The organism is Amphritea balenae (assembly GCF_003858655.1).
GTDB lineage: Bacteria > Pseudomonadota > Gammaproteobacteria > Pseudomonadales > Balneatricaceae > Amphritea > Amphritea balenae.
Genome location: NZ_RQXV01000005.1, coordinates 86585 through 110986, shown reverse-complemented (window position 1 = coordinate 110986; position 24402 = coordinate 86585). Strand labels below are relative to the sequence as shown.

The following is a 24402-nucleotide window of genomic DNA, read 5'->3' as shown; positions in this document are numbered from 1 at the left end:
ATGATCTGGTTAGCACTGGTCGTAGTGGCAGTGATCGCTTTGATAGCAATTGGATACGCTGTACATGCGCAAAAAAAACTCCAACAACATCAGCGCCAGTATGAAGCGCTTATTAATGTTCTGCGCAATGAAATTCAGGCGCTAACCAGTAGCTCTATCGGTATGGGGCATCGCTTGATGGATGTGGAAAACCAGTTAAATATCACCGCTGAAAAACAGCAGGAAATGGCGAACAGAGATCCGGGTGTGCTTGCCTACAATCAGGCCGCCAGATTGATGGAGATGGGTGCTGATGTGGATGATCTGGTGAAGAACTGTGGTATTGGCCGGCCGGAAGCCGAGTTAATGGCTCTGCTGCATAAAGAAGTTGCAGCCCCGGAACGTAGTTAGGTTCCCTGGTTATCAGTCACTGCTGGGTTCATTTTTTAGTCTGTAAGTGAAGGCGATAACCTCAGCAATTGCCCGATATAGACTTTCAGGTATTTCATCCCCTAATTCCAGTCGTAACAAAACTTCTACCAGTTCCGGGCTTTCATGGATATGAACATCATTTTCATGGGCCAGGCGAATAATTTGTTCAGCGATTAAACCTTGTCCTTTAGCGGTTACTCTGGGGGCGCCCTGGTGGTCATAGTTCAGAGCGACCGCTTTCTCATAAGGTTCTGTCTTTTTAATCATAACTCCGCCTTTACCTCTTTAGGTGACAACATCAATTAGCTGCTCAACTTTATTGGCCGGTTTAGGCGCCTGACCTTCGCTGCAGTTGAGTGCATCAATAAAGTAGCCATTTTTGTGTAACTGCTGATTAAAATCGGGTAGCTGCTGATTAAGCTCCGTTGCTGTTTCTGAGTGGCTACACCAGAAGTGGGCGGTGATCCTATGCTCTTGCTCCAATACCAGTTCTGCATCGATAGTGCCTTGTTTATCAAGATCAAAATGTAATCTGACTTTCCACAGGCTTTGCCACTCATATTCGCTTAACTGTTGCCGGTGTTCAGATATTTTCAATTCGACATTATCGAGCTGTTGACCATGACGTATGGGCAGGTCCAGGGCAAAAAATCGTTCAATGCCACCATCACTACTTACTTTTGTATTCTGGATGCTTTCAAGCTGATGGCTGGTAACCCGGTTGAGTAGTCCTTTAACCAGATCTTGTAATTGTTGACGAGGCTGTTCCGGGAGCCGATCGGCCTGTTGTAACAGCTGACCTAATTGTTGTTTGAGCTCGTTGCTGACAGAGCCTTGTGGGCTGGCGAGTTTACTCTCAGTAAAAAGGCCGCCATTTAACAGGTTACCCCGAATACTAGCCTGGCTGTCTGGGGTGTTGGATGGTGTTACACCAAACAGATTAATGAGTGAGCTTAAAATACTATTAATCGGGCTTTTTTCTCCCCCTGCAGACAAATTTAGCTGTTGCAGTTTGACTAAACTGTCGGCAACCGGTTGTTGTGTAGGTAATGTGTATCTCAGCGCATCGTTAATGCTTTGCTGTAGCCCCTGATTTTGGACCGGCGAGGTGACCGCTTGTATCTGTATCTCGCCACCCGGTAGGCGAAGTAGTAACGCTTTGCCGTCAAAGGGCAGTGGCTGGCTAAGGTTGAGAGTCAGTGAACGGCCATTTATTGATGCTGCCGCTGTATTCTGTTGGCTATTAGTACTGGCGGACATGCTTATGTTGGCTAATACCGGTCGGTTTACCGGTAGCAACCGGCTTAGGTCTGCAGGTAGCCGCTGGGCTAGCGATGCAAGTACCGGGGCAGGTCTGGGTAGTGACTCTCCTTGAGATTGCTGGCCTTGTTGACGCTGACCACTGATCTGCACGATCGGCTTTAGGTCAGGTGCGATTGTCTGGCTGTTACCAGACTGTGTGGTTGCAAGGCTTTGTTGAATAGGTTTGGTTTGGGTGGTCGCAGGCTGGTTAATCGTTTGGAACTGAAGGTTGCCTTGTGTAGTCGCTAGTGTGGCGCTACTGAGGATGAGCTGGCCTGCGGCGGTACGGGTAAGAGTGGCACTACTGCCCGGCGGTAAAGGTTGATTGCTATTGAGTTGATATAGCTGGCTATTGAGTTGAACCTGTAGTTTGAACTGCTGTGCCTGAGCCGGATTTGCGGTGCTTTGTTGTACGGTAATCGGAGTCGGGGTATTAAGTGGCAAAGCGCGTACGAGTTCAGCCGCGGACAATGTTTTGCCTGCGCTGGTTTGTAGACTCTGTATGCTTAGCGGGTTAAGCACGACGTGATTTCCTACAGTTTTAATGGTGCGGCCTAGTTCTTTTGACTCAGCTATGCACCATGGCTGATTATTTTGTATATAATGCCTTGCTTTCGGCAGATATTGATAAAAATATAGCCTGAATCACCCCTTTCGTTTGTTTGAGGTTGTTCTGTTGTCCACTCCAAGACTGAAAATTGAAAATCTGTTCTGTGAACGAGATGATCGTATTTTGTTCGATCAGCTAAGTTTCGACGTGAATGAGGGTGAAGTGGTACAGATTGAGGGGCAAAACGGTAGCGGTAAAACGACGCTGTTACGCATTCTCAGTGGTCTGTCTCGTCATTATGAAGGTGATATCTACTGGCAGGACGTGCCAATTCATAGTTGTGCTGAGGCGTTTCGGGAATCATTGCTTTATTTTGGCCATCAGCCGGGAGTAAAAGCCGTACTGACCCCGGAAGAGAACCTGCGTTGGTTTGCTGCTATGCATCCGACAATAGATCTGAGTAAATTGGATTATGCTTTGGCAAAAGTAGGCCTGACCGGTTATGAAGATGTGCCTTGTCATACCCTTTCTGCTGGACAAAACCGGCGTGTAAGTCTGGCCCGGTTGTATATGAGTAATGCGCCATTATGGATTCTGGATGAGCCTTTTACCGCGATAGATAAAAAAGGTGTGGCACAAAATGAAGCCTTAATCGCCGAGCATGCTGAACAGGGGGGGACCGTCCTGTTAACAACTCACCACGAACTGGCGATGGGCGATCTGATTCGCCGGGTTAATCTTGATCAATTGGCGGGAACTTCTTGAGTGATATCATGACTAACCATCCGGCAGAGAAAATTGCAGTGCGTGATCTTAAGGTCGACGGCCCTTTTTGGGGGGCTTTAAAAAGAGATTTATTGCTCTCTTATCGGCGCAAGAGCGATCTGATCAATCCCCTGATCTTCTTCCTTATGGTTGCAACTTTGTTTCCTCTGGGTGTAAGCCCGGATTCGGTTTTTTTAGCCGAAGTTGCTCCGGGTGTTGTCTGGGTGGCTGCGTTACTGGCAACACTGCTGTCGATGGACAGTTTGTTTCGATCTGATTTTGAGGACGGCACCCTTGAACAACTGCTGTTAAGCCCTCAGCCGCTGTTTATGGTGGTGCTGGCAAAAGTGCTGGCACACTGGATGCTGACCGGATTGCCATTGACGCTGATGGCGCCGCTGCTGGGTGTGATGTTGTTTTTACCTGCTGACGGAATGTCCGGGTTGGTTTTAAGTCTACTGTTAGGCACCCCAACCCTGAGTCTAGTAGGAGCGATAGGTGCGGCACTGACCGTTGGGTTGAGAAAAGGCGGTGTGTTGATTTCGTTACTCGTGTTACCGCTGTATATACCGGTTCTGATTTTTGGTACAGCATCGATACAAGCTGCGTTGACCGGATTGCCAGTAGGAGGCTATATGGCAATTCTGGGTGCGATGCTGGCATTAGGGTTGATAATGGCGCCACTGGCTATCAGTGCAGCGTTAAGAATAAGTGTAAGTGGGTAAGTCCCATAAGGTTGAATAATGGCTGAAAAGAAGTGGATGCCGCGTTGGTTTTATCAGTTAGCTTCGCCGCGCTGGTGTTATCAGATTACCGGAAAATTGCTACCAATCTTCGCTGTCGCTGCGTTGATTCTGTTGGTGGGTGGTACGGCATGGGCTCTGATATATGCTCCGGCAGATTATCAACAGGGTAACAGCTTCCGTATTATTTATATCCATGTGCCATCGGCAATTCTGGCGCAGTCCTGTTATATGATGATGGCGGTTGCGGGTGCGATAGGCCTGATCTGGAAGATGAAAGTAGCGGATATGGTGGCAAAAGCTTGTGCACCAATTGGCGCTTCTATCGCCATTCTGGCACTGGCTACAGGTGCCATTTGGGGTAAGCCGACCTGGGGAGCCTGGTGGGTCTGGGATGCACGACTGACCTCCATGCTGATTTTGCTGTTCCTTTATCTGGGTGTAATTGCGCTTAACTCTGCCATTGAAAGTGAACAGACCGCAGCTCAGGCAACGGCCGTACTGGCGCTGGTAGGGCTGGTAAATATCCCGATTATTAAATATTCCGTTGACTGGTGGAACACTCTGCACCAGCCAGCCACCTTTACACTGACCGAACGACCGGCAATGGCCATGGAGATGTGGTTGCCCTTATTGGTCATGGTCATAGGTTTCTACTGTTTCTTTGCGGTCGTTATGATGCTTCGGCTTCGTAATGAAATTATCCAGCGTGAGCGTCGTAGCAGCTGGGTTCGTGAGCTGATTTCTGGTTGAGGGTTGTATTGTGAGTTTTGAAACATTTGCCGAGTTTATAGACATGGGTGGGCATGGCCTCTATGTCTGGCTGAGTTATGCCATTGCACTGGTTGTCATCGTACTGAATATTGTTAACCCACTGATGCAGAAACGTCAGATCTTTACCGAGCAGGCACGTCGACTGCGCAGGGAGAAACAGGCCTCATGAATCCGAAACGTAAACAGCGATTAATCATCGTGCTTTTCATTGTCTTTGGCGCAGCTATTGCGGTGGGACTGGTGATGTATGCGCTAAATCAGAATATAAACCTGTTCTATTCGCCAACGGATATCGTTGAAGGTAAGGCGCCTGAGGGCACCCGAATTCGTGCCGGAGGCATGGTTGTAGAAGGCAGTGTGAATCGCGACCAACAGAGTTTGCAGGTTGAGTTTGGTATGACCGATTATGCGAATAATGTCACCGTTGTTTACAACGGCATCCTGCCTGATCTGTTCCGTGAAGGGCAAGGTATAGTGGCGCAGGGTCAGATGAATAGTGAGGGTGTTTTTGAAGCGGTGGAAGTGCTGGCTAAGCATGATGAGAACTACATGCCGCCGGAAGTTGCCGATGCGCTTGAAAGAGCCGGGCAGATGCCTGAACAGATACGAGCTAAGGAGGCCGGTCAGCAATGATTCCTGAACTGGGTCAATATGCGCTGATTCTGGCGTTTTGTATGTCGCTGCTGCTGGCCATTGTACCAATGGTCGGTGCTTCAAATAATAATGCGCTGCTAATGAGTTATGCCCGGCCATTGGCGGTGGGTAAATTTTTCTTTCTGGCAGTCAGTATCCTTTGCCTGGGTTACAGCTTTGTTGTAGATGACTTTTCGGTTGTTTACGTAGCCAGTAACTCCAATACCGCACTGCCATGGTTTTATAAGGTCAGTGCTATCTGGGGCGGCCATGAAGGATCACTTCTGCTTTGGGTTGTTATTCTGGGTGGCTGGACCGTTGCCGTTGCGATGAAGAGTAAGGATCTACCCCCTGAGATTATCTCCAGAGTGCTGGGGGTGATGGGTATTGTGGGTGTTGGATTTATTCTGTTTACACTGATGACATCGAGCCCGTTTGATCGTCACCTGCCAAACTTTCCAGCCGAGGGAGGGGACCTTAACCCTCTGTTACAGGACATTGGACTGATAATTCATCCGCCTATGTTGTATATGGGGTATGTGGGCTTCTCGGTTGCCTTTGCCTTTGCTATTGCTGCACTGTTAACTGGTCGACTTGATTCGGCATGGTCTCGCTGGTCGCGCCCCTGGACTAATGTTGCCTGGGCATTTCTGACCCTGGGTATCGCTTTAGGTAGCTGGTGGGCGTATTACGAGCTTGGCTGGGGCGGCTGGTGGTTTTGGGATCCGGTAGAGAACGCATCGTTTATGCCCTGGCTGGTAGGTACAGCGCTGGTTCACTCTCTTGCAGTGACTGAGAAACGTGGCGTATTTAAAAGCTGGACAGTACTATTGGCAATATTTGCCTTCTCGTTGAGTCTGCTGGGAACTTTCCTGGTGCGTTCAGGCGTACTGACCTCGGTACATGCTTTCGCATCTGATCCTGACCGGGGGTACTTTATTCTTGCATTGCTGGCGATCACTGTGGGCGGATCACTGATTCTTTACGCTGTGAAAGCCGTGAATGTGAAAAGTGAATCCAGTTTTGCCCTGCTATCCCGTGAAAGCCTGCTACTGATTAACAATATATTGTTAGTCGTCGCAACCATGATGGTGCTATTGGGTACTATTTACCCATTGATTGTTGATGCTATGGGTTGGGGTAAAATATCTGTTGGGCCACCATACTTTAACTCCCTTTTCATTCCGCTAGTGCTGATGCTGGCCGGAGTCCTGGGTATTGGTGCAATATCCCGCTGGCGTGATACCAGTGTTAGCTTTTTGTTAAAGCAGCTTTGGTTACCTGCAGTCATAAGTATTATTGCCGGACTGGCTTTCCAGTACTTCTACGCGGCAGAATTTACCCTGACGGTTGCCGGTATCATGGTCTTGGTGTTCTGGGTTGTATTCAGTGGACTCAGGGACTTCCTTAATAAGGTTTCTGGTCGTAGTGGTTTGTTAAAAGGTGCAATGAGCCTGTCCCGTAGTTACTACGGTATGGTGCTGGCACATGCTGGTCTGGCCGTTATCATCGTTGGCGCATTAATGGTTAGCATCTATAACGAAGAACGTGACCTGCGGATGGCGCCGGGTGATGTGCTGAATTTTAGTGAATATCAGTTTGTCTTTGATGGGGCAAAGAAAGTACAGGGGCCGAATTATAGCTCTGATATGGGGGTAATTCGGGTGCTCTATAAAGGCGAAGCCTATGGCGAGCTACATCCTGAAAAACGTTTCTATCCCGCCCGTGGTAATGTCATGACTGAAGCGGCAATTGATCCGGGATTATTCAGGGATCTTTATGTCGCATTGGGTGAGCCGCTTGAAGGTGGTGCCTGGGCTGTGCGGGTTCAGCATAAGCCCTTTGTGCGTTGGCTATGGCTGGGATCCTTGTTTATGACCTTTGGTGGCCTGTTGGCTGCAACTGATCCCCGTTATCGTAAACAGGCCCGCCGGGAAGCTGCCCGGGCGGCGGCCTGAAGTTAAGGTATTCTGATGCGTCGATTAATTGTTCTGTTACCTCTGTTTTTATGTATCGCTCTTGGGTTGTTTCTTTGGAATGGTATTGGTAAAGATACCCAGTCTATTCCATCGCCATTATTAGATAAGCCAGTGCCGGAATTTAGCCTTACTTCTCTTTATAACGAGCAGCGGTTTCTGACTCAGGAAGATCTGAAGGGACGACCTGCACTGTTAAATGTGTGGGCCACCTGGTGTCCGACCTGTAAACAGGAGCATGCACAGTTAAACCGTATTGCTCAGGATGAAGGTGTCGTGATTTATGGTATTAACTATAAAGATGACCGGGCTAAGGCAAAGATCTGGTTAGAAAAATACCTGGACCCTTATGCTCTGAATATCTTTGATCCGGAAGGTAAGCTAGGGCTGGATCTGGGTGTCTATGGCGCGCCGGAAACCTATCTGTTAGATGCACAGGGCGTTATTCGTTATAAGCATATTGGTGCAGTGGATGAACGGGTCTGGGCGCAGCTGAAAGAAAAAATGCAGCAGCTGGAGGTGAACTGATGCTGCGCTATTGTTTTGCGGTTTTATTGCTATGTATCAGTAGTGTGAGTTATAGCGCTATTGATACTTATGAGTTTAGCGATGAAGCAAACCGGGCAAGGTTTCAGGTACTGGCTGCGGAGCTTCGTTGCCCTAAGTGTCAGAATCAGAATATTGCGGACTCAAATTCGCCGATCGCAGAAGATCTGAGGTTTGAGCTACACCGAATGCTTGAAACAGGTGCGGATGACGATCAGATTGTCGACTTCATGGTGACCCGCTACGGTGAGTTCGTTTTATACCGTCCACGGATGTCTGCCCAGACTTACCTGCTTTGGTATGGACCGGCAGCGCTGCTTATTCTGGGTATCGTTGTTGTATTGGTCGTAAGTGGGAAGCGAAAATCGGGTAATAAGAAAGATTCTGCGACTGGACTCAGTGAGCAGGAAAAGCAACGTTTAGATCACCTATTGAAACAGGATCAGGATAAATGACCGCGTTATGGCTAGGAATTGCACTATTGTCTTTGTTGGCAATTGCCTTTGTATTATTTCCTGTTTACCGGGCGAGTCAGCAACAGGCGAACGTTGAGCCTGAAATTGATCGAAGCAGCCTGAATATCTCGATTTATCAGGAGCGGTTGCTGGAGCTTGAGCAGGAGTTTTCTGCTGGCAACCTGGATAAAGAAAACTTCGAATCTTTAAAGCTAGAGCTTGAAAAAAACCTGCTGCAGGATGTTGATGATACGGAGCAGACCAGTAAAGCCAAGCTTAAGATAACCCGCCAGGCGGTGGTGATTGCATTGTTACTGGCGCTTTTGATGCCGGTTTTGGGGCTGGCGGTGTATGGTAAATATGGTCACTCACAGGAACTTCAGCAAGCGCTGAATCAACCTGCTGATCCGTTCAATGGGCAAAAGCCAACGATTGAAGAGGCGGTCGCTGAACTTAAGAACAGGCTAGTGCAGGAACCTGAAAATGCAGAAGGCTGGTATCTGCTGGCGAATACGCTGATGGGAATGCAAGATTATACTGGTGCGGCTGAAGGCTATGCTAATGCACTAAAATACCTGCCTGAAGAGGCAGAACAGTACGCCGGTGTAAACGGGCAATATGCGCAGGCATTGTTCTTTGCTAATCAGGGCCAGATGACCGATCAGATACGTGCAGAAGTAGCAAAAACACTGGCCCGTGAAGAGTTTGAAATTACAGCGTTGGGTCTGTTAGGCATAGAAGCTTATGAGCGGTCCGATTACCGGAGTGCACTTGAATTCTGGGGTAAGGGTTTAATAAACGCCAGTGGCGAACAGGCTGATTCACTTAAAGCGGGTATGCGTTCTGCAAGAGACAAGTTGCTGGCTGCGGGTGAGTCTGTGCCGGATATGCCGGAATTAGCAGAGGCTAGTATCCAGCTAATGGTCAATCTTGATCCATCGTTAAAAGATAAAGTGACGGCCGATCAGCCGGTATTTATCTTTGCTCGTCCTGTAGGTGGGAGAATGCCACTGGCAGCCGTTCGTCTGACGGTAGCTGATCTGCCGGCGGCAGTAACACTGGATGATAGTCTGGCAATGTCCCCTGAAGCGCGCTTGTCATCGGCAGATAAAGTCGAGGTGATTGCACGTGTTTCGACCTCCGGTGAACCCCGTCCTGTAGCTGGTGATCTTAGTGGTACAATTTCTTCTGTTGCTGTTCAGGGGCAAGTTGATATATTAGAGCTATCTATCGATCAGGTTGTTGAATAACGACCTGATTGGGAAGCGTTTTAGGTATCGTTATTACAAACAGATAAAGGGCAGCATCTGGCAATGGAATTAGGCTTACGTGAATGGCTGATTATCGGTGGTGCGGTAGTCGTCGTTCTGATTTTTCTTGATGGCTGGCGCAGGATGCGTGGCAGTGGCAATAATCTGAAAATGAATATTGATAAGTCATTTGAAGATCTGCCAGAAGAAAATTTTAATCCCGAGTTGCCGGGCGGTGGAGCCCGTGTCCTTGATCGTGATGGTAATCCTGTCGTAAGTGAACGGCATGAGCCTGCTTTTGATAGTGATGATGGGCTGCCTGGTAATGATGAGCCAGTCTTGAGTGTCGCCAGGGCCGCTAATCAGGCTGCGAGTCACTCAAAGCAGAAAGATACTACTTCAGAAACTCCACCCTCTGAAGAACGTGATCCGTTGTTTGAGCCCCTTGATAGCTTTCCTCCCCATCATGATGGACCCTCTTTTGACGAGCTGGATAGCGATGGGGTTTCTGCTGTACGCATTGTGACTGATCCTGAGTTGTCCATTGTCGAAAGCGAACAGGATACTTCTGAGACTGTTGAAATGCCGGTGGTTGAGAAGACTATTGTTAAGCCAGAGCCAGAGCCAGAGCCAGAGCCAGAGCCAGAGCCAGAGCCAGAGCCAGAGCCAGAGCCAGAGCCAGAGCCAGAGCCAGAGCCAGAGCCAGAGCCAGAACCAGAGCCAGAGCCAGAGCCAGAGCCAGAACTATATGCAGCAGCCGACGAAGCAGAAGTATCAGTCACCGATCAGAATCTGGATGCGCCTGTAGAATTCGAACCTGAGTCTCAGGGTCAGCTGATTCCAGAGCTCCACTCTGAGACTGAAGCGGAACTGGAGCATGACGAAGATGATGATCTGATCGCATCATTGCCTGATGGTTTTCAACTGTCTAATGCGAATGAGAAGGTCATTGAGGATGATGAACCTGATCTTGACCTGACCCGTCCGGTTACCGAATTAATGCGTCCGACTGCTAAAACTGCAGCAGAGCCTCAACAAGAGATGATGGAGCTTCTCGACCAGAAATTAGCTGAACAAGAGTTGCCGATACAAGGGCGTGATGAAAAGCACGAGCCATTCTTTACGCTGGCAGACGAGGTATCTGAGCAGGAGGCTTCAGGCAAACAAAGTGATGAAGTTGAGCTGATTACACCTGAGCTCTATGCCGATCCTCATGATCACTATAATGAGCCTGTTGATGATTTAGTCCTGTCCGATGTTAAACCTGAGAAGTCGTCCTTTTCAGAACCGGAAACTGAACCAAAGTCTAAACCTCTGTCTGAAGAGACCTCCGCTGGTATTCAGGGGCAATCGCTACAAAAAATTCCAGAAGCGGATAAGGTACTGGTTATCTCCGTTGTGGCGCCGGAAAATGATAATAGTTTTTCGGGACGTAGTTTACTTCAGATATTGCTGGCTTGCGGTATGCGCTACGGTGATATGAAAATTTTCCACCGTTATGAAGATGGTCTTGATCAGGGGGCGATCCAGTTTAGCATGACCAATGCGATGGAGCCTGGTTTCTTTGATATTGATACTATGGACACGCTGGAAACCCGCGGAGTCACTTTCTTTATGTCGATGGAAGAACCCCGTGATGTGATGAATGCCTATGAATGTATGCTGGCGACCGCTGAAGCGGTAGCAAAAAATCTGCATGGTGACCTTCTGGACGAAAACCGTTCGACTATGCGTAGCCAGACTAAAGAACATTACCGTGAACGTATTCGTCGTTTTGAAATGCGTAAACTAAAACAGTCCACCACTGCCTAAGTTCCCACCCAACTATGAACTCTGAAACCTCTGTGCCGCAGCTGTTAGAACAGCTGCGCGATCAATTACGTCACTATAACCATGAATACTATGTACTGGATAATCCTACGGTACCTGATGCTGAATACGATCGTATTTTTCAACAGCTGAAACAGTTAGAACAGCAATATCCTGAGTTGGTTAGTACAGACTCTCCGACGCAACGTGTTGGAGACAAACCGTTAGCGGCATTCAATCAGGTTAAGCATGAAATGCCGATGCTGTCGCTGGATAATGCTTTTGATGCGGATGATATGCGTGGTTTTGATAAGCGGGTCCGGGACAGACTCAATATTTCAGACAGTGAGTCGCTCGCGTTTGCTTGTGAGCCTAAGCTGGATGGTATTGCGGTCAGTCTGATGTATGAAAAAGGCATCCTGGTCAGAGGGGCAACCCGGGGGGATGGCAGTACAGGCGAAGATATCACGCATAATGTCAGGACCATTCCCTCTATTCCATTGCGGTTGATGGGGCAGGGTTATCCACAGCGCTTGGAAGTGCGTGGCGAAATTTATATGCCGAAACGCGGCTTTGATAAGTTAAATGAGCTGGCTATTAAACGCGATGAAAAGCCGTTCGTGAATCCACGGAATGCCGCAGCAGGCAGCTTGCGTCAACTCGATTCTAAAGTTACAGCAGAAAGGCAGTTAGAAATGTGCTGTTACTCTGTAGGCGTAGTCAGTGGCGGCGAGTTACCAGATAGCCATGCTGAAATATTACATACTCTGGCTACCTGGGGGCTTAAGATCAATGTAGAAATGGCAGTGGTCGAAGGTGTTGAGGGTTGTCTGAAGTATTACGATCAACTGGCAGAGCTGCGTAATCAGTTAGACTATGAGATAGATGGCATTGTTTTTAAAGTTAATGCTACTCAGCTTCAGCAACGACTGGGCTTTGTTTCCCGAGCACCGCGCTGGGCTATTGCGCACAAATTCCCTGCGCAGGAAGAGTTAACTACCGTTAATGCGATTGAGTTCCAGGTAGGCCGCACCGGCGCTGTTACGCCGGTCGCAAGGCTTGAACCGGTGTTTGTGGGTGGCGTAACTGTTAGCAACGCAACTCTGCATAATATGGATGAAGTCGAACGTTTAGGTGTGAGAGCCGGTGATAGCGTTATCATTCGGCGTGCCGGTGATGTTATTCCTCAGGTTGTTTCGGTGGTTACTGAACGACGGCCTGAAAACACCGAGCCGGTTCAGTTGCCGGCTCTGTGCCCGGTATGTGATTCCGAAGTGGTACGTATTGAAGATGAGGCGGTAGCACGCTGTTCGGGCGGTTTAAGTTGTGCTGCTCAGCGAAAGGAAGCGCTTAAGCATTATGTATCCCGTAAGGCGATGGATATTGATGGTCTGGGTGAAAAGCTGATAGATGCTTTAGTTGAAAAAGAGTTGGTGCATAGCCCTGCGGATCTTTATCGGTTACATCACCGGCAGCTTGCCAGTATGGAACGCATGGGGGATAAGTCTGCAGCAAAACTGTTACAGAGTATCGAGACCAGTAAAGCAACTGAGCTGGCAAATTTTATCTATGCGCTGGGTATCCGTGAAGTAGGCGAAGCTACAGCCAGAACACTGGCATTGCATTTCGGTTCACTTGAAGCGATTCTCGCCGCTAGTGAAGAGGAGTTACAGCAAGCTTCGGATGTAGGCCCGATCGTAGCCCGCTACATTGTTAGCTTTATACATCAGGTGCATAACGTTGAAGTTATCGATGCTTTGAGAGCTGAAGGTGTACACTGGTCTGATGTTGAGGTTAAAGTAGATCAGCAACCTCTTGCGGGACAGACCTGGGTATTAACCGGAACCTTAGAACAGATGGCCCGTAGTGAGGCTAAGAAGCAGTTGCAGGCACTGGGTGCTAAAGTAGCCGGTAGTGTATCAAAAAATACCCATACTGTTGTGGCAGGCCCGGGGGCAGGCTCTAAACTACAGAAAGCCGAAGAGTTGGATATACCGGTAATGGATGAATCACAGTTACTGGAGCTGCTCACAGAATTTGGTGGCTGATTACAGCAACTGAGTTAGGGAGAATATCAGGCGATGAAATTTCCAGTAGTAACCTTATGTTTAATATCGATGCTACAAGGTTGTAGTACAGCAAAGCCTGTACTGCCGGACTTTTTGATCACACCGGATAACCCTTTCTGCAGGGCTCTGTATCAACATAATGACTGGCTCGATGCGGCGGTAGATACAGAAAACCGCTGGGGAGTGCCTATTCATATCTCTCTGGCTGAGCTGAATATGCCTATAGGCACCGATGCTGCCGAATATATTCGTCCGGTCAATAGTGACTGGGAAGAGTACCGTCTGGCGAGTGAAAACTGGTCTGGTTCGGTATCAGAGATAGAGACCGCATTAGATTTTATCGGCTGGCATGCAGAAACGGCTACCGATAGAAATGTGCTGACGATGGATCAGGCAGGTCAACTCTATATCGCTTCACGGATTGGCCATGGTGGATACTATCGACTGGAATACTACCCTAATCTATTATTAGAACGTCAGGGTGAAGCTGTAGATAAGCTGGCACGTCAGTATCGGGCTGACCTCAAATACTGTCCAAATATCAGGGAACGAGCGGGTAGTTTTTTCCGTTGGCCCTGGTAATGAGCTTATTGGTTGAATTGACTAGGCTTGTTAATTAAGCCTGAAAGTAAAGAGTGGGACATAAGATTAAATGATCATCCCCTGGCATGAACTACAAGCGGACACGCTAACCTGTATGCTCGAAGAATATGTGACCCGCGATGGTACTGATTATGGTGATATCGAGATGGGACTGGAGACGAAAGTTGAGCAGGTTAGACATCTATTACGTACGGGTGAAGCTGTAATTTTGTTCAGCCAGAGTACAGGCCATTGCAATATAGTATCCCGTAACAGTTTGTAAAGGCAGCAATTTATCTATAGTTGCCAGAGGGTATTGTTATGGATCAGTTAGAACAAGTTTCAGCTATTATTGCTCTGACCATGGGCGTGGGATGGGCCAGTGGTATTAACCTGTATGCCACCATTCTTATGCTGGGCCTGATGTCCAATATGGGGCATCTGGAATTACCTGCCGGGCTTGATATCGTGGGAGATCCCATGGTGCTGATGGCGGCGGGCTTTATGTACTGTGTAGAGTTCTTTGCAGATAAAATTCCAGGTGTTGATACCGGCTGGGATACCCTGCATACCTTTATTCGTATTCCCGCGGGTGCTGCGCTGGCAGCAGGGGCTGTCGGTGATATGAATGAAGCGGTAGTGCTGGCTGCCGCATTAGTCGGTGGTTCGCTTTCAGCTACCAGCCATGCTTTGAAAGCGGGTGGTAGGGTGATGATTAACACCTCGCCTGAGCCTGTGACAAACTGGACCGCATCGGTGACTGAGGATATTGCTGTGGTGGGTGGTCTTTGGGCTGCGCTCAACTATCCAATCGCATTTCTAATTGGCTTGGCTCTGTTTATTGCATTGGTGGTTTGGTTGCTACCGAAGATCTGGCGCGGCGTGAAAAAAGTATTCGCTTTTCTGGCAGGGCTGTTCGGCAAACAGAGTGACCCTATCGATCTTAAATCTGATAAGGCGCTACCTGGTAATAAGCACTAGCTGACACTAGTGCTTTGTAAATCGATATGACTGTGTAATCAGAGCGAGCGGCTGTCCAGCCATTCATTGTTAATCAACGACTGCAACAGATCTGTTCGGGTGATGATACCGGTCAGGTTGCCATTCTCTTGTACTATCGGGATACAGCTAAGCTGATTTTCTACGCAGCTCACCGCAAGTTGACGGATATTGGTATCCGGTGTTGCCGTCACCACTTTATTTGAATAGCAGGCTTCAATGGTGTCTTCAACAGAGTGAGGTTGAATACCCTGTGAACTTAAATATTGAAGCAGTAGTTTCTCCGTCACAATCCCCATCATTCGTCCTGAGTTAGAGAGTACCAATAGATGGCTGATATCAAACTGTTTCATCTTGTACAGGGCTGCCTGAATTTTAGTTCCCTGTAACACCGACTGGACCGGATGAGACATGATGAGTGACGCTGGAATATAGGAGCGGGGTTGCTCAAGCACAGGGTTGCTTCCGCCAGTTTTCTGGTAAGCGGATGCGGCCTGACGCGCACGGCCCTGACTGGATGAACCGGAATCTTTACCAAGTAACTGGTTGACCGTATCCTTGTCATGATCTTGTTCGGTTCCAGCCTCTGCCGTATGTGCAGGTTTCGACATCTGTTCTACTCCGCCTGGAGTAAACAATGTCTTGACGGGAGTTTTAATACGATATCCCTGATCGTAAATAACTAATGCCATATCTGTATATCACTAACCCTATAGAATCTATTGGTATTATATCGTCCGACGGATCAGATTCTTGATAATAAATCGTGCAGGATTTAGCTTTTCTATTAGCTCTTTTTCAAGAGGAAGAGGTTCGCCTTCTAACATTGCTGCAATGATTTCACCACTAATTGGACCACTGATTAGCCCTTTTGATCCGTGTGCAAGATTGGCAAACAAGCCATTGTGATGTGTTGGAGTTGTATTGATCTTTATTTTTGCATCATGGCGCAGTGCTGCATAGTCAGTACAAAATTGATCATAGACCGGAACGGGGCCAATAATGGGTAATTTATCAGGTGAAGCGCAGCGGAAACCGACCCGGCCAGTCAAACCAGTATTACTATGGTAGCCAGATAACTTATCGCCTATTTCAGGAGCCATTTCGCTAACCTTAGTCAGGTTGTGCTGATGCCCGGATTCACGAATATCGGAGGCTTCATCTTTAAGATCAAACGTAGCGCCAAAACAGTATTGCCCCTGTTTTGGCGGCGAAATATAGCCTTCGCCGCATAACACGGTTTTAAGGTCGCATTCTAACTGAATATTGGCTTCGGTCTCATCAATAGCACTGCTTGATTCGGTCAATGAAACCTGACCGCGAATTTTCTGAGTAGGTAGATGCTTAAGTTGTTCAAACAAAGTGCTTTCAGCAGCGGATGCCACAACAGCTATTGCAGCAGTAAATTGTTGTTTATCAGCGGACTCCGCTTGCCACTGGCATTGGCTATTGTCTTGAATGTGGCTTAGTTGAGTGATCTCAGTATCAGTTTTTATGCTGATGTTGGGGTGATCTACCAACCATTTGCAGAATAAAGGTGGCGTAACCCAGCCGGCATCGGGGAAAAATAGTCCGCAATTTGAAACAGCTGTGCCTGCAATCTCTGATGCTTCTTGTTGATCGACATACCGCACCACCGTAGCAGGGTAGTTGTCAGAATCGGCAAGCTTTTTGTGTTTTTGCTTTTCTTTATCGCTGCAGGCAATTTGCAGAAGTCCACAAGGTGACCAGATATCTGTAGCATCAGATAAGTGTTGTTTCAAATATTGGCTGCTAAAGAGAAAACCAGACAGATGGAAGCGGCTAGCTGGAATTGGCTCGACCGGTAGCTTGGCATACAGCGCCCCTTGGCGATTACCTGAGCCTTCAGACGCGATCTCCGGTCGACGATCGATTAACGTCACCTGCCAACCACGTTCAGCCAGTGATCGGGCGGTTGAGCAGCCGGCGATACCAGCGCCAATGATGAGCGCTGTCTTGGGGCCTGAATGTTTTTCTGGAAGGCGAAACCAGGCGAGATCCACCTTATGGTCTTTTTTAGAAGTCACTGTTTGTTCTGTCGCTTTATCCGGTGTGCATGTGAATGACCCATAGAGCATCTCGCGCTTAAGTCCAAAGCCCGTTCTTTTCTGGATGTTGAATCCTGCCTGCTTAAGCCCGTCTCTGACGACTCGGGCACAGGTAAATGTCGCAAAGGTGGTATCAGGTTTACTAAGTCGTGCCATTAGCTGAAACAGCTCGGGTGTCCACATGTCCGGGTTCTTGGCTGGTGCGAAGCCATCTAAGAACCATGAATCAGCTTTAACGGTTAATTGATTATAACAATCTATCACGTCACCCAGCATTAAGGTCAGCTCTACTTGCCCGCTATCAAAGGTAAGCTTATGAAAGCCTGGGGTGAGTTGAGGGTATTTTTCTAATAGCTGATCAGCCTCGTCTTTAAGCTGCGGCCAGGCTGAAAGTGCTCTGGTAAGATCTTGTTTGCTAATAGGGTATTTTTCAACACTGATGAAATGAAGAGTCTTGTCGGCAGTTGCCGAATTTTTCCATAGCTGCCAGGTTGTCAGGAAGTTAAGGCCAGTACCAAAGCCCGTTTCAGCAATGGTAAAGCTTGGGCTAGTTAAGGAATGAAAGCACTCTTGTAGGTTGTTGCCCTGGATATAGACATACTCGGACTCAGCTAAGCCATCATCTGATGAGAAGTAGTAGTCATCGAACTGAGGAGAGATGGGAGTATCGAATTCCCATTTTAAGTTAGTCATAGTGGTGATAATTGATGGATTTATATGAAATTATACTGAGATTGAGAGGGGTAATATATGTATTACACTAGATCTGTGCTTACACTACATGAAACGAGTTAGTATGGTAGCTGGTTGATAGTCAGATTGTAGTAAAAAATTTTAAAGGTGAGATGAATGAAGTTTTTGATTACAGGTGGTGCTGGTTTTATAGGCTCAGCGGTTGTTCGCTATATTATTGAAAATACAGAAAATAGTGTAGTAAATGTAGATAAGCTGACCTATGCGGGCAACCTGGAATCCTTATCGTCTATAGAGGCTAGTGAACGATACAATTTTGAGTTGGTTGATATTTGTAATAGTGCGAAGTTAGAGAAATTGTTTGTAAAATATAAGCCGGATGTCGTCATGCACTTAGCAGCGGAAAGTCATGTCGACCGCTCTATCGATGGGCCAACTGATTTTATTCAAACGAATATAGTAGGGACTTATACATTACTTGAAGTCGCCCGGAAATACTGGAGCAGTTTATCTGAAAAGAAACAGGCTGGTTTTCGATTTCATCATATATCAACGGATGAAGTGTATGGTGATCTGGGGGGGCCTGATGAGCTTTTTACAGAAACAACGCCATATGCTCCCAGCTCACCATATTCTGCGAGCAAAGCGAGTTCTGATCATCTGGTGCGAGCCTGGATGAGAACCTATGGTTTACCTACTTTAATTACAAATTGTTCAAATAATTATGGGCCATACCATTTTCCGGAAAAGCTGATTCCATTGATAATCCTGAATGCTTTGGATAATAAATCATTACCTGTATATGGAACGGGTGAGCAGGTTAGAGACTGGCTGTATGTAGAAGACCATGTCCGGGCGCTATATAAAGTTGTTACAGAAGGAGCTCCGGGAGAAACCTATAACATCGGTGGGCATAACGAAAAAATGAATATCGAAGTAGTTCAGACTGTTTGCGATATTCTTCAGGAGCTTCGTCCGCAATCTAAAAGGTATTCTGACCTGATTACATATGTTGAAGATCGCCCGGGACATGATCTGCGATACGCAATAGATGCAAGTAAAATTCAGAAAGAGCTGGGCTGGGTTCCGGAAGAGTCCTTTGAAACAGGTATACGTCAAACAGTGGAGTGGTATCTGAATAATATCGATTGGTGTCAAAGGGTACAGGATGGTAGCTACCAGCGGGAGCGATTGGGTGTGGCTCAATGAACATCTTGCTTTTAGGTGGAAGTGGTCAGGTGGGCTTTGAACTTCAGCGGACGTTAGCAGCATTAGGTTCTGTTTTATCACCAGATCGTAATAAATTGGACTTGATGGGCGAAGAGGCTGTTAGTGGTTATTTAGCAGAAAACAAGCCGGATATAATTGTAAATGCAGCTGCATGGACAGCCGTAGACGCTGCAGAAGAAAAGCAAAAAGACAGTGAACGCCTTAATTCAGGCTTGCCGGCACAATTAGCCGATTATGCAGCGAAGAATGACGCTCGTCTAATTCATTACAGTAGTGATTACGTGTATCCAGGGAATGGAGAACAACCTTGGCATGAAGAAAGTCCTCCGGGGCCTAAGAACTATTATGGTAAAACCAAACTTGCTGGTGATCAGGCTATCGAGAATAGTGGTGCTGACTATCTTATATTTCGAACAAGTTGGGTCTACAGTGCTCGTGGCAATAATTTTATGAAAACAATGTTTAGGTTGGCTGAAAATAAGTCTGAACTGAATATTGTTGCGGATCAGATAGGAGCACCAACACCTGCACGTCTGATAGCTCAGATAACTTCACTGGCTATACATAGTCGGTTAGTGAAAGGGCTTTATCATTTATCACCAAAAGGTGAAGTAAGCTGGTGTGGCTTCGCAGCTTTGATCTTCAGTAAAGCTAAAGAAGCAGGCGTTAAGCTTACTATTAACCCAGAAAAAGTGTGTCCTGTTCTTACAGTAGATTATCCAACGATTGCAACCAGACCGCTTAACTCAAGACTTGCTGTGTGTAAGTTGGAGCAGGCTCTTAGTATTCAACTTCCAACCTGGCAGAGTCAACTTGAGTTGACGCTAAATGAATATCTGGAGAAATAATTATGAAAGGCATTATCCTGGCCGGAGGATCCGGCACTCGCTTGTACCCTATAACTCGTGGTATATCGAAACAACTCTTACCTGTTTATGATAAACCAATGATTTACTACCCACTCTCTATTCTTATGTTGGCAGGGATTAAGGATGTTTTGGTTATTACTACACCTGAAGATATTGATGGCTTTAAACGACTTATGGGAGAAGGTGACCAGTGGGGTATTAATCTTAGCTACGCTGTTCAGCCAAACCCTGATGGTCTGGCACAAGCCTTTATTATTGGTGAAGATTTTATTGGCGATGATAACGTTTGCCTGGTACTGGGTGATAACATCTATTATGGGCAAGGGTTGAGTAAGCTTCTTCAAGCGGCAGCGGCAAGGGGAGAAGGGGCAACTGTATTTGGTTATCAGGTGACTGATCCTGAACGTTTTGGTGTGGTTGAATTTAATGATGATCAGAGAGCGGTCTCTATTGAAGAAAAACCAGCCACTCCAAAATCTGATTTTGCAGTGACAGGTCTTTACTTCTATGACAACGACGTCGTAGAAATTGCCAAAAAAGTAAAGCCTTCAGACCGGGGTGAGTTGGAAATTACAACAGTGAACCAGGCCTATCTTGAAAGAGGAGATCTGAATGTAGAGCTGTTAGGTCGTGGTTTTGCCTGGCTGGATACAGGAACTATTGACTCGCTGCAGGATGCGGCCAGTTTTATCGAAACTCTTGAGAAACGGCAGGGTTTAAAAATTGCCTGTCTTGAGGAAATTGCGTTCCGAATGGGGTTCATAAATAAAGATCAACTATTGGTTGAAGCAGATAAACTCAAAAAAAATAGCTATGGTGAATATTTGATGAAACTAGCGAAAAGCACAAAATAAGAAGTAGCTATGAAAATTATTGAGACTCAAATACCCGATGTAAAACTTATTGAGCCGACTGTATTTAGCGATGAACGAGGTTTTTTTATGGAAACCTGGAACGAACAGTCTTTCCGTGAAGTTGGCATTAATGCTTATTTCGTTCAGGATAATCATAGTCGCTCTGCTAAGAAGACATTACGTGGTCTTCACTACCAGATAACGAACCCTCAGGGAAAATTAGTACGTGTTACCCAAGGTGAAGTCTTTGATGTGGCTGTCGATCTGCGTCCAAAGTCGCCAACCTTTGGGCAATGGGTGGGTGAACATCTTTCTGAAGATAATCATCGCATGCTGTGGATACCATCCGGCTTTGGACATGGATTTCTCGTTACTTCAGAGACTGCAGATTTTCAGTATAAGTGTACGGATTTTTATTCACCTGAAAATGATCGATCGATTCATTGGAATGATCCAGGCTTAAAAATCGACTGGGGTGTAACTGATGCTGATAACTTGCTGATATCAGAAAAAGATAGAACAGCACAAAGTTTTGAGCAGGCACTTGCAGAATTGAAAGAGTATTATTGAATGATACCTGTAACCAAGCCTTATTTGCCGGATCGGGAAAAGCTGAATAAATATATAGATGGTATATATGAGCGTCAGTGGTTTACTAATAATGGACAGTTGGTCCAAGAACTAACTCGTCGTCTTGAAGAATATCTGGGTGTAGAAAATCTGCTTTTAGTAGCCAATGGTACCCTAGCCTTGCAGATAGCATATCGAGTTCTTGGTGTCAGTGGTATCGAATCTGATCTTAAGCCAGAAGCTGTCACAACCCCTTTTACTTTTGTAGCAACAGCCAGTTCACTGAAATGGGATGGTGTAGTGCCAGTATTTACCGATATTGATCCTGATACCTGGTGCCTTGATCCCAAAAATATTGAAGCGGCAATTACTCCAAATACACGAGCAATTGTGCCAGTACATGTGTTTGGTAACGCCTGTGACATTGATGCAATAAATGCAATAGCGCATAAACATGATCTAAAAGTTATCTATGATGCTTCTCATGCCTTTGGCGTTGAATATAAAGGTGAGAGTTTGCTTAACTATGGAGATGCCGCCACTCTAAGCTTTCATGCGACTAAACTGTTTCATACAGCAGAGGGTGGTGCGATTGCATTTAAGAGAAAAGAGGATCTTGAATGTGCTAAAAAGATGATCAATTTTGGAATAACGGGACCAGAGAGTATTGAATTGCTTGGCATTAACGCAAAAATGAATGAGCTTCAAGCTGCGGTTGGATTATGCGTACTAGATGACATTTACGATCTTGATAAGCAGCGGTCGAGGGTGTGGCAGAAATATTTAAGCGAATTAACAGGCTTAGTGGATTTTCAGATTTGGAACCCTGATTGTAACGAAAACTATGCTTATGCGCCTTTATTATTTGAAAAAGAATCTAAATTGATTGATGTAGAGATGGCGCTAAAAGAAAAAAATATTACTTCAAGACGGTATTTTTATCCAAGTTTAGATATGTTGAAGTACTTGGGGGATAATCAATGTTGTAAAGTATCAAGAGATATTTCTAGGCGAATACTTTGTGTCCCTATCTATGCCGACTTAGAAGAGAATATTCAGTCAAAAATTACAGATATTATAAAGTGATTTGTTTTTTTACATTTTCTGGTTGTTTATATGAGAAATAGAGTGTTGGTGCTTTTTTCAGGGCATAATGATCGAGCTGTTATTGCTTTGTGTCGCTATTTTTCTCAGTGTGATATTCCTTTTGTGATTGTGGCAAGTGGGAGAGAAGACCTGATATTTAAAACAGACTGGTCTGATAGGGTTGTCATATGTAGAGTGGATAGGAAGCTTGATATTGGTTTGTTTAAGAGTATAAGGCTTGCGAGTAATATATCCAGTCCTGACGAGTTGATAATTTGTCAAACTTCTGAATATTTAAATCAGTACTTGTTAGGGAGTAGTAGTGAGCTTAGTTTTATTGGTATAAATAGCTTTATGCCAGATGTTGATGGTTATATGAAACTTACTAATAAAGAGTCTAGCAGAAGGATAATTGATTCTATTTTAGGGCTTTCTTTTCCTGAAGTTATGGATTTTAAAAAAATAAATACTCCTTGTGTTTTTAAGCCTAAAAAAAATATTATTGATGGTGTTGTTTTATATCCACGTATTTGCTTCTCTGAAAGTGAGGCTAAGGATGTATGTCAAAGTATAAATAAAGAAGACTGGTTTGTTGAGACGTATGTAAATGGGCAAAGCTATTATTTATGTGGTTATTTATCTAGGAGTGGTTTTTTTAAAAGCTATTGGCAAACTAACTTAATGCAACAGCCAGATGGAAAGTCGATCGTGTTTGCCAAAATAGGTAAAAATCCGGGGGTTAATGTAAACAAACTATTTCAAAATATATATGAAGAAGGGTACTTTGGACCTTTTATGATGGAAGTAATTAAGGGCGAGAGTAATAATTTATATTTTGTTGAAATTAATCCCCGTTTTTGGGGGCCGTTACAACTATGCGTGGATTTTTATCCTGAAGTATTAAAGCTTTTTCTTGAAGACTTAGGGTTTGATGAGGTTCCAAATTTAAATGTTAATAGAGAGATTAACTATGACGGTGGATTGTACTCATGGTATTTTGGATCTCGGGGAGAGAATATAAAGAAGTATCCTGAGTTAATGGAGCTTCCACTAGATGAAATTGAAGAGCTTCTTAAGAAGAATGACGTATATTTTAAGTCTGATACCATAGAGTTGCATGGGCTTTATTAAAGAAGGTGTTTGAATGAGAAGCAATAAGACTGACTTAATAAGCTTGATTGAAATGAAAAGTAAGCATAGTGACTATCAAGAGGTCCATCCACTTCTGAAAGATTACATAGGTTCTGGACACAAGGCTGCAGGTAAAAATGAATCGCTTAGAAATGACTATATTCAGAAACATACTTCATATAAGAATAAAAGTGTACTGGATGTGGGTGCAAACACTGGTTACTTTACTTTTGCCGCTATAGAGGGAGGAAGTGTAAGGGTTGTTAGTGTTGAAGGAAATAAGGAACATGCTAAATTCATTGAAATAGCTGCTAATGCTTTAGGTTTTGAAGATATCCTGGTTGTTCGTAATGAGTATTATGATTTCTTTGGAAGTAAGGTTTGTTTTTATGATTTGGCTTTGTGCCTTAATGTATTGCATCATTTAGGTGATGATTTTGGAGATCCTTCTGTTGATATTATGAAAGCAAAAAATAATATATGCGATTCCCTAAGGTCTATGTCAAATGTTTGTAGAAAGATGTGGTTTCAAATTGGATTTAATTGGAAGGGGGATGTGGATTTTCCTTTGTTTGAAAATGGATATAAGAAAGATATTGTTGAATTTGTTGAACAGTGTTGCAAAGAAGTGTTTAAGATTGAAAAAATTGCTGTTTACGATAAAAAACATAACGCCTATGTTGACATAGAAGTTGGAGGGTGGGAGCGTGTTGATGATTTGGGTGAGTTTCTTAATCGGCCTTTGTTTTTGTTGAGTAATATTAAGTAAGGGGCTTTATGTATTATCAAAAGCTAAACAATTTTGAAGAAAATGCTATTGTAATATTTTAGGGTAAATGAAGTGTTAGATAGAGTTAAGTCATCTTTGGGATATAATAAAATTATTTTTGAATTTGAGTATTGATATTGTTTTTATTATTTATTTCTCTTCTATTTATGGGCGTGATGTTAATGTTTGTGATTGAAATGAAAGAAGTTTTTATTTGTGGTGTGCTGATTTAAAGTGATTTAATATGAGTGTGAACTTGTTGATTTT

At 45.4% G+C, this 24402-nt stretch carries 26 protein-coding genes; 22 read left to right on the top strand and 4 right to left on the bottom strand.

The annotated features are described in order from the left end of the window. On the top strand, positions 1-390 hold the full coding sequence (locus EHS89_RS10190; protein ID WP_124926050.1) for a DUF2802 domain-containing protein: 390 nt from the start codon (positions 1-3) through the stop codon (positions 388-390). Between the two features lie 12 nt (positions 391-402). On the opposite strand, the gene EHS89_RS10185 is transcribed toward EHS89_RS10190, so the two are convergent. Beyond that, positions 403-678: an EscU/YscU/HrcU family type III secretion system export apparatus switch protein gene (locus EHS89_RS10185; RefSeq protein WP_124926049.1), complete on the bottom strand. Its 276-nt coding sequence runs from the start codon at positions 676-678 to the stop codon at positions 403-405. Between the two features lie 18 nt (positions 679-696). Further along, positions 697-2184: a flagellar hook-length control protein FliK gene (gene fliK, locus EHS89_RS10180; protein WP_124926048.1), complete on the bottom strand. Its 1488-nt coding sequence runs from the start codon at positions 2182-2184 to the stop codon at positions 697-699. Between the two features lie 205 nt (positions 2185-2389). On the opposite strand from fliK, the gene ccmA reads away from it, so the two are divergent. The 14 genes from ccmA to EHS89_RS10110 all read left to right on the top strand — a co-directional run bounded on the left by ccmA (position 2390) and on the right by EHS89_RS10110 (position 14846). Next, positions 2390-3028, top strand: coding sequence for a cytochrome c biogenesis heme-transporting ATPase CcmA (ccmA, locus tag EHS89_RS10175; protein WP_124926047.1), 639 nt, complete (start codon positions 2390-2392; stop codon positions 3026-3028). Positions 3029-3036: 8 nt separating this feature from the next. After that, complete coding sequence (gene ccmB / locus EHS89_RS10170) at positions 3037-3753, top strand: heme exporter protein CcmB (protein WP_124926046.1); 717 nt, start codon at positions 3037-3039, stop codon at positions 3751-3753. A gap of 18 nt (positions 3754-3771) precedes the next feature. Next, entirely contained in the window at positions 3772-4524 is a 753-nt protein-coding gene (locus EHS89_RS10165) for a heme ABC transporter permease (protein WP_124926045.1), read from the top strand. A 10-nt stretch (positions 4525-4534) separates the two neighbouring features. Next, positions 4535-4714, top strand: coding sequence for a heme exporter protein CcmD (gene ccmD / locus EHS89_RS10160; RefSeq protein ID WP_124926044.1), 180 nt, complete (start codon positions 4535-4537; stop codon positions 4712-4714). Further along, complete coding sequence (ccmE, locus tag EHS89_RS10155) at positions 4711-5178, top strand: cytochrome c maturation protein CcmE (RefSeq protein ID WP_124926043.1); 468 nt, start codon at positions 4711-4713, stop codon at positions 5176-5178. Before ccmD ends, ccmE begins: the two co-directional genes overlap by 4 nt. Beyond that, positions 5175-7136: a heme lyase CcmF/NrfE family subunit gene (locus tag EHS89_RS10150; RefSeq protein WP_124926042.1), complete on the top strand. Its 1962-nt coding sequence runs from the start codon at positions 5175-5177 to the stop codon at positions 7134-7136. Before ccmE ends, EHS89_RS10150 begins: the two co-directional genes overlap by 4 nt. A 15-nt stretch (positions 7137-7151) precedes the next feature. Continuing rightward, positions 7152-7682, top strand: coding sequence for a DsbE family thiol:disulfide interchange protein (locus EHS89_RS10145; RefSeq protein WP_124926041.1), 531 nt, complete (start codon positions 7152-7154; stop codon positions 7680-7682). Beyond that, positions 7682-8155, top strand: coding sequence for a cytochrome c-type biogenesis protein (locus EHS89_RS10140; protein WP_124926040.1), 474 nt, complete (start codon positions 7682-7684; stop codon positions 8153-8155). Before EHS89_RS10145 ends, EHS89_RS10140 begins: the two co-directional genes overlap by 1 nt. After that, positions 8152-9405 carry a c-type cytochrome biogenesis protein CcmI gene (ccmI, locus tag EHS89_RS10135; protein WP_124926039.1) on the top strand — a complete coding sequence of 418 codons (1254 nt, stop codon included), beginning with the start codon at positions 8152-8154 and terminating at the stop codon, positions 9403-9405. The genes EHS89_RS10140 and ccmI overlap by 4 nt, the downstream gene beginning before the upstream one ends. Before the next feature lie 63 nt (positions 9406-9468). Continuing rightward, positions 9469-11217 (top strand): cell division protein ZipA, encoded by a 1749-nt coding sequence (gene zipA / locus EHS89_RS10130; RefSeq protein WP_124926038.1) that lies wholly within the window; start codon positions 9469-9471, stop codon positions 11215-11217. Between the two features lie 14 nt (positions 11218-11231). Beyond that, positions 11232-13262 (top strand): NAD-dependent DNA ligase LigA, encoded by a 2031-nt coding sequence (gene ligA / locus EHS89_RS10125; RefSeq protein ID WP_124926037.1) that lies wholly within the window; start codon positions 11232-11234, stop codon positions 13260-13262. Positions 13263-13295: 33 nt separating this feature from the next. Beyond that, positions 13296-13865, top strand: coding sequence for a transglycosylase SLT domain-containing protein (locus EHS89_RS10120; protein WP_124926036.1), 570 nt, complete (start codon positions 13296-13298; stop codon positions 13863-13865). A gap of 70 nt (positions 13866-13935) precedes the next feature. Beyond that, the gene (locus tag EHS89_RS10115; protein ID WP_124926035.1) at positions 13936-14148 is read left to right on the top strand and encodes a YheU family protein; all 213 of its coding nucleotides are present in this window, start codon (positions 13936-13938) and stop codon (positions 14146-14148) included. A 38-nt stretch (positions 14149-14186) separates the two neighbouring features. Continuing rightward, a complete protein-coding gene (locus tag EHS89_RS10110; protein WP_124926034.1) occupies positions 14187-14846 on the top strand; it encodes a DUF4126 domain-containing protein in 660 nt (219 codons plus the stop codon). A 38-nt stretch (positions 14847-14884) separates the two neighbouring features. On the opposite strand, the gene EHS89_RS10105 is transcribed toward EHS89_RS10110, so the two are convergent. Together EHS89_RS10105 and mnmC are read right to left on the bottom strand one after the other, a co-directional pair. Further along, positions 14885-15475, bottom strand: coding sequence for a CBS domain-containing protein (locus EHS89_RS10105; protein ID WP_170167472.1), 591 nt, complete (start codon positions 15473-15475; stop codon positions 14885-14887). 117 nt (positions 15476-15592) lie between these two features. Continuing rightward, entirely contained in the window at positions 15593-17626 is a 2034-nt protein-coding gene (mnmC, locus tag EHS89_RS10100) for a bifunctional tRNA (5-methylaminomethyl-2-thiouridine)(34)-methyltransferase MnmC2/FAD-dependent 5-carboxymethylaminomethyl-2-thiouridine(34) oxidoreductase MnmC1 (RefSeq protein ID WP_124926032.1), read from the bottom strand. A gap of 156 nt (positions 17627-17782) precedes the next feature. On the opposite strand from mnmC, the gene rfbB reads away from it, so the two are divergent. The 7 genes from rfbB to EHS89_RS10065 are packed head-to-tail and all read left to right on the top strand — an operon-like array spanning position 17783 to position 24135. Continuing rightward, positions 17783-18835, top strand: coding sequence for a dTDP-glucose 4,6-dehydratase (gene rfbB, locus EHS89_RS10095; protein WP_124926031.1), 1053 nt, complete (start codon positions 17783-17785; stop codon positions 18833-18835). Next, positions 18832-19704, top strand: a complete 873-nt coding sequence (gene rfbD, locus EHS89_RS10090; protein ID WP_124926030.1) for a dTDP-4-dehydrorhamnose reductase — start codon at positions 18832-18834, stop codon at positions 19702-19704. Before rfbB ends, rfbD begins: the two co-directional genes overlap by 4 nt. Before the next feature lie 2 nt (positions 19705-19706). Beyond that, positions 19707-20579 carry a glucose-1-phosphate thymidylyltransferase RfbA gene (gene rfbA, locus EHS89_RS10085; protein WP_124926029.1) on the top strand — a complete coding sequence of 291 codons (873 nt, stop codon included), beginning with the start codon at positions 19707-19709 and terminating at the stop codon, positions 20577-20579. 9 nt (positions 20580-20588) lie between these two features. Then, a complete protein-coding gene (gene rfbC / locus EHS89_RS10080; protein ID WP_124926028.1) occupies positions 20589-21149 on the top strand; it encodes a dTDP-4-dehydrorhamnose 3,5-epimerase in 561 nt (186 codons plus the stop codon). Beyond that, entirely contained in the window at positions 21150-22235 is a 1086-nt protein-coding gene (locus tag EHS89_RS10075) for a DegT/DnrJ/EryC1/StrS family aminotransferase (protein WP_124926027.1), read from the top strand. Positions 22236-22265: 30 nt separating this feature from the next. After that, a complete protein-coding gene (locus EHS89_RS10070) occupies positions 22266-23366 on the top strand; it encodes a hypothetical protein (protein ID WP_124926026.1) in 1101 nt (366 codons plus the stop codon). A gap of 13 nt (positions 23367-23379) precedes the next feature. Beyond that, a complete protein-coding gene (locus EHS89_RS10065) occupies positions 23380-24135 on the top strand; it encodes a class I SAM-dependent methyltransferase (RefSeq protein ID WP_124926025.1) in 756 nt (251 codons plus the stop codon). Positions 24136-24402: the final 267 nt, after the last annotated feature.

Coding starts and splice junctions, on each gene's coding strand:
- EHS89_RS10145 (WP_124926041.1), top strand. CDS start 7,152: ATGCGTCGATTAATTGTTCTGTTACCTCTGTTTTTATGTATCGCTCTT.
- EHS89_RS10105 (WP_170167472.1), bottom strand. CDS start 15,475: ATGTCGAAACCTGCACATACGGCAGAGGCTGGAACCGAACAAGATCAT.
- ccmB (WP_124926046.1), top strand. CDS start 3,037: ATGACTAACCATCCGGCAGAGAAAATTGCAGTGCGTGATCTTAAGGTC.
- EHS89_RS10115 (WP_124926035.1), top strand. CDS start 13,936: ATGATCATCCCCTGGCATGAACTACAAGCGGACACGCTAACCTGTATG.
- rfbA (WP_124926029.1), top strand. CDS start 19,707: ATGAAAGGCATTATCCTGGCCGGAGGATCCGGCACTCGCTTGTACCCT.
- zipA (WP_124926038.1), top strand. CDS start 9,469: ATGGAATTAGGCTTACGTGAATGGCTGATTATCGGTGGTGCGGTAGTC.
- EHS89_RS10075 (WP_124926027.1), top strand. CDS start 21,150: ATGATACCTGTAACCAAGCCTTATTTGCCGGATCGGGAAAAGCTGAAT.
- EHS89_RS10185 (WP_124926049.1), bottom strand. CDS start 678: ATGATTAAAAAGACAGAACCTTATGAGAAAGCGGTCGCTCTGAACTAT.
- EHS89_RS10120 (WP_124926036.1), top strand. CDS start 13,296: ATGAAATTTCCAGTAGTAACCTTATGTTTAATATCGATGCTACAAGGT.
- ccmE (WP_124926043.1), top strand. CDS start 4,711: ATGAATCCGAAACGTAAACAGCGATTAATCATCGTGCTTTTCATTGTC.
- EHS89_RS10165 (WP_124926045.1), top strand. CDS start 3,772: ATGGCTGAAAAGAAGTGGATGCCGCGTTGGTTTTATCAGTTAGCTTCG.
- EHS89_RS10140 (WP_124926040.1), top strand. CDS start 7,682: ATGCTGCGCTATTGTTTTGCGGTTTTATTGCTATGTATCAGTAGTGTG.
- EHS89_RS10065 (WP_124926025.1), top strand. CDS start 23,380: ATGAGAAGCAATAAGACTGACTTAATAAGCTTGATTGAAATGAAAAGT.
- mnmC (WP_124926032.1), bottom strand. CDS start 17,626: ATGACTAACTTAAAATGGGAATTCGATACTCCCATCTCTCCTCAGTTC.
- rfbB (WP_124926031.1), top strand. CDS start 17,783: ATGAAGTTTTTGATTACAGGTGGTGCTGGTTTTATAGGCTCAGCGGTT.
- ligA (WP_124926037.1), top strand. CDS start 11,232: ATGAACTCTGAAACCTCTGTGCCGCAGCTGTTAGAACAGCTGCGCGAT.
- ccmI (WP_124926039.1), top strand. CDS start 8,152: ATGACCGCGTTATGGCTAGGAATTGCACTATTGTCTTTGTTGGCAATT.
- EHS89_RS10150 (WP_124926042.1), top strand. CDS start 5,175: ATGATTCCTGAACTGGGTCAATATGCGCTGATTCTGGCGTTTTGTATG.
- EHS89_RS10110 (WP_124926034.1), top strand. CDS start 14,187: ATGGATCAGTTAGAACAAGTTTCAGCTATTATTGCTCTGACCATGGGC.
- EHS89_RS10190 (WP_124926050.1), top strand. CDS start 1: ATGATCTGGTTAGCACTGGTCGTAGTGGCAGTGATCGCTTTGATAGCA.
- rfbD (WP_124926030.1), top strand. CDS start 18,832: ATGAACATCTTGCTTTTAGGTGGAAGTGGTCAGGTGGGCTTTGAACTT.
- EHS89_RS10070 (WP_124926026.1), top strand. CDS start 22,266: ATGAGAAATAGAGTGTTGGTGCTTTTTTCAGGGCATAATGATCGAGCT.
- rfbC (WP_124926028.1), top strand. CDS start 20,589: ATGAAAATTATTGAGACTCAAATACCCGATGTAAAACTTATTGAGCCG.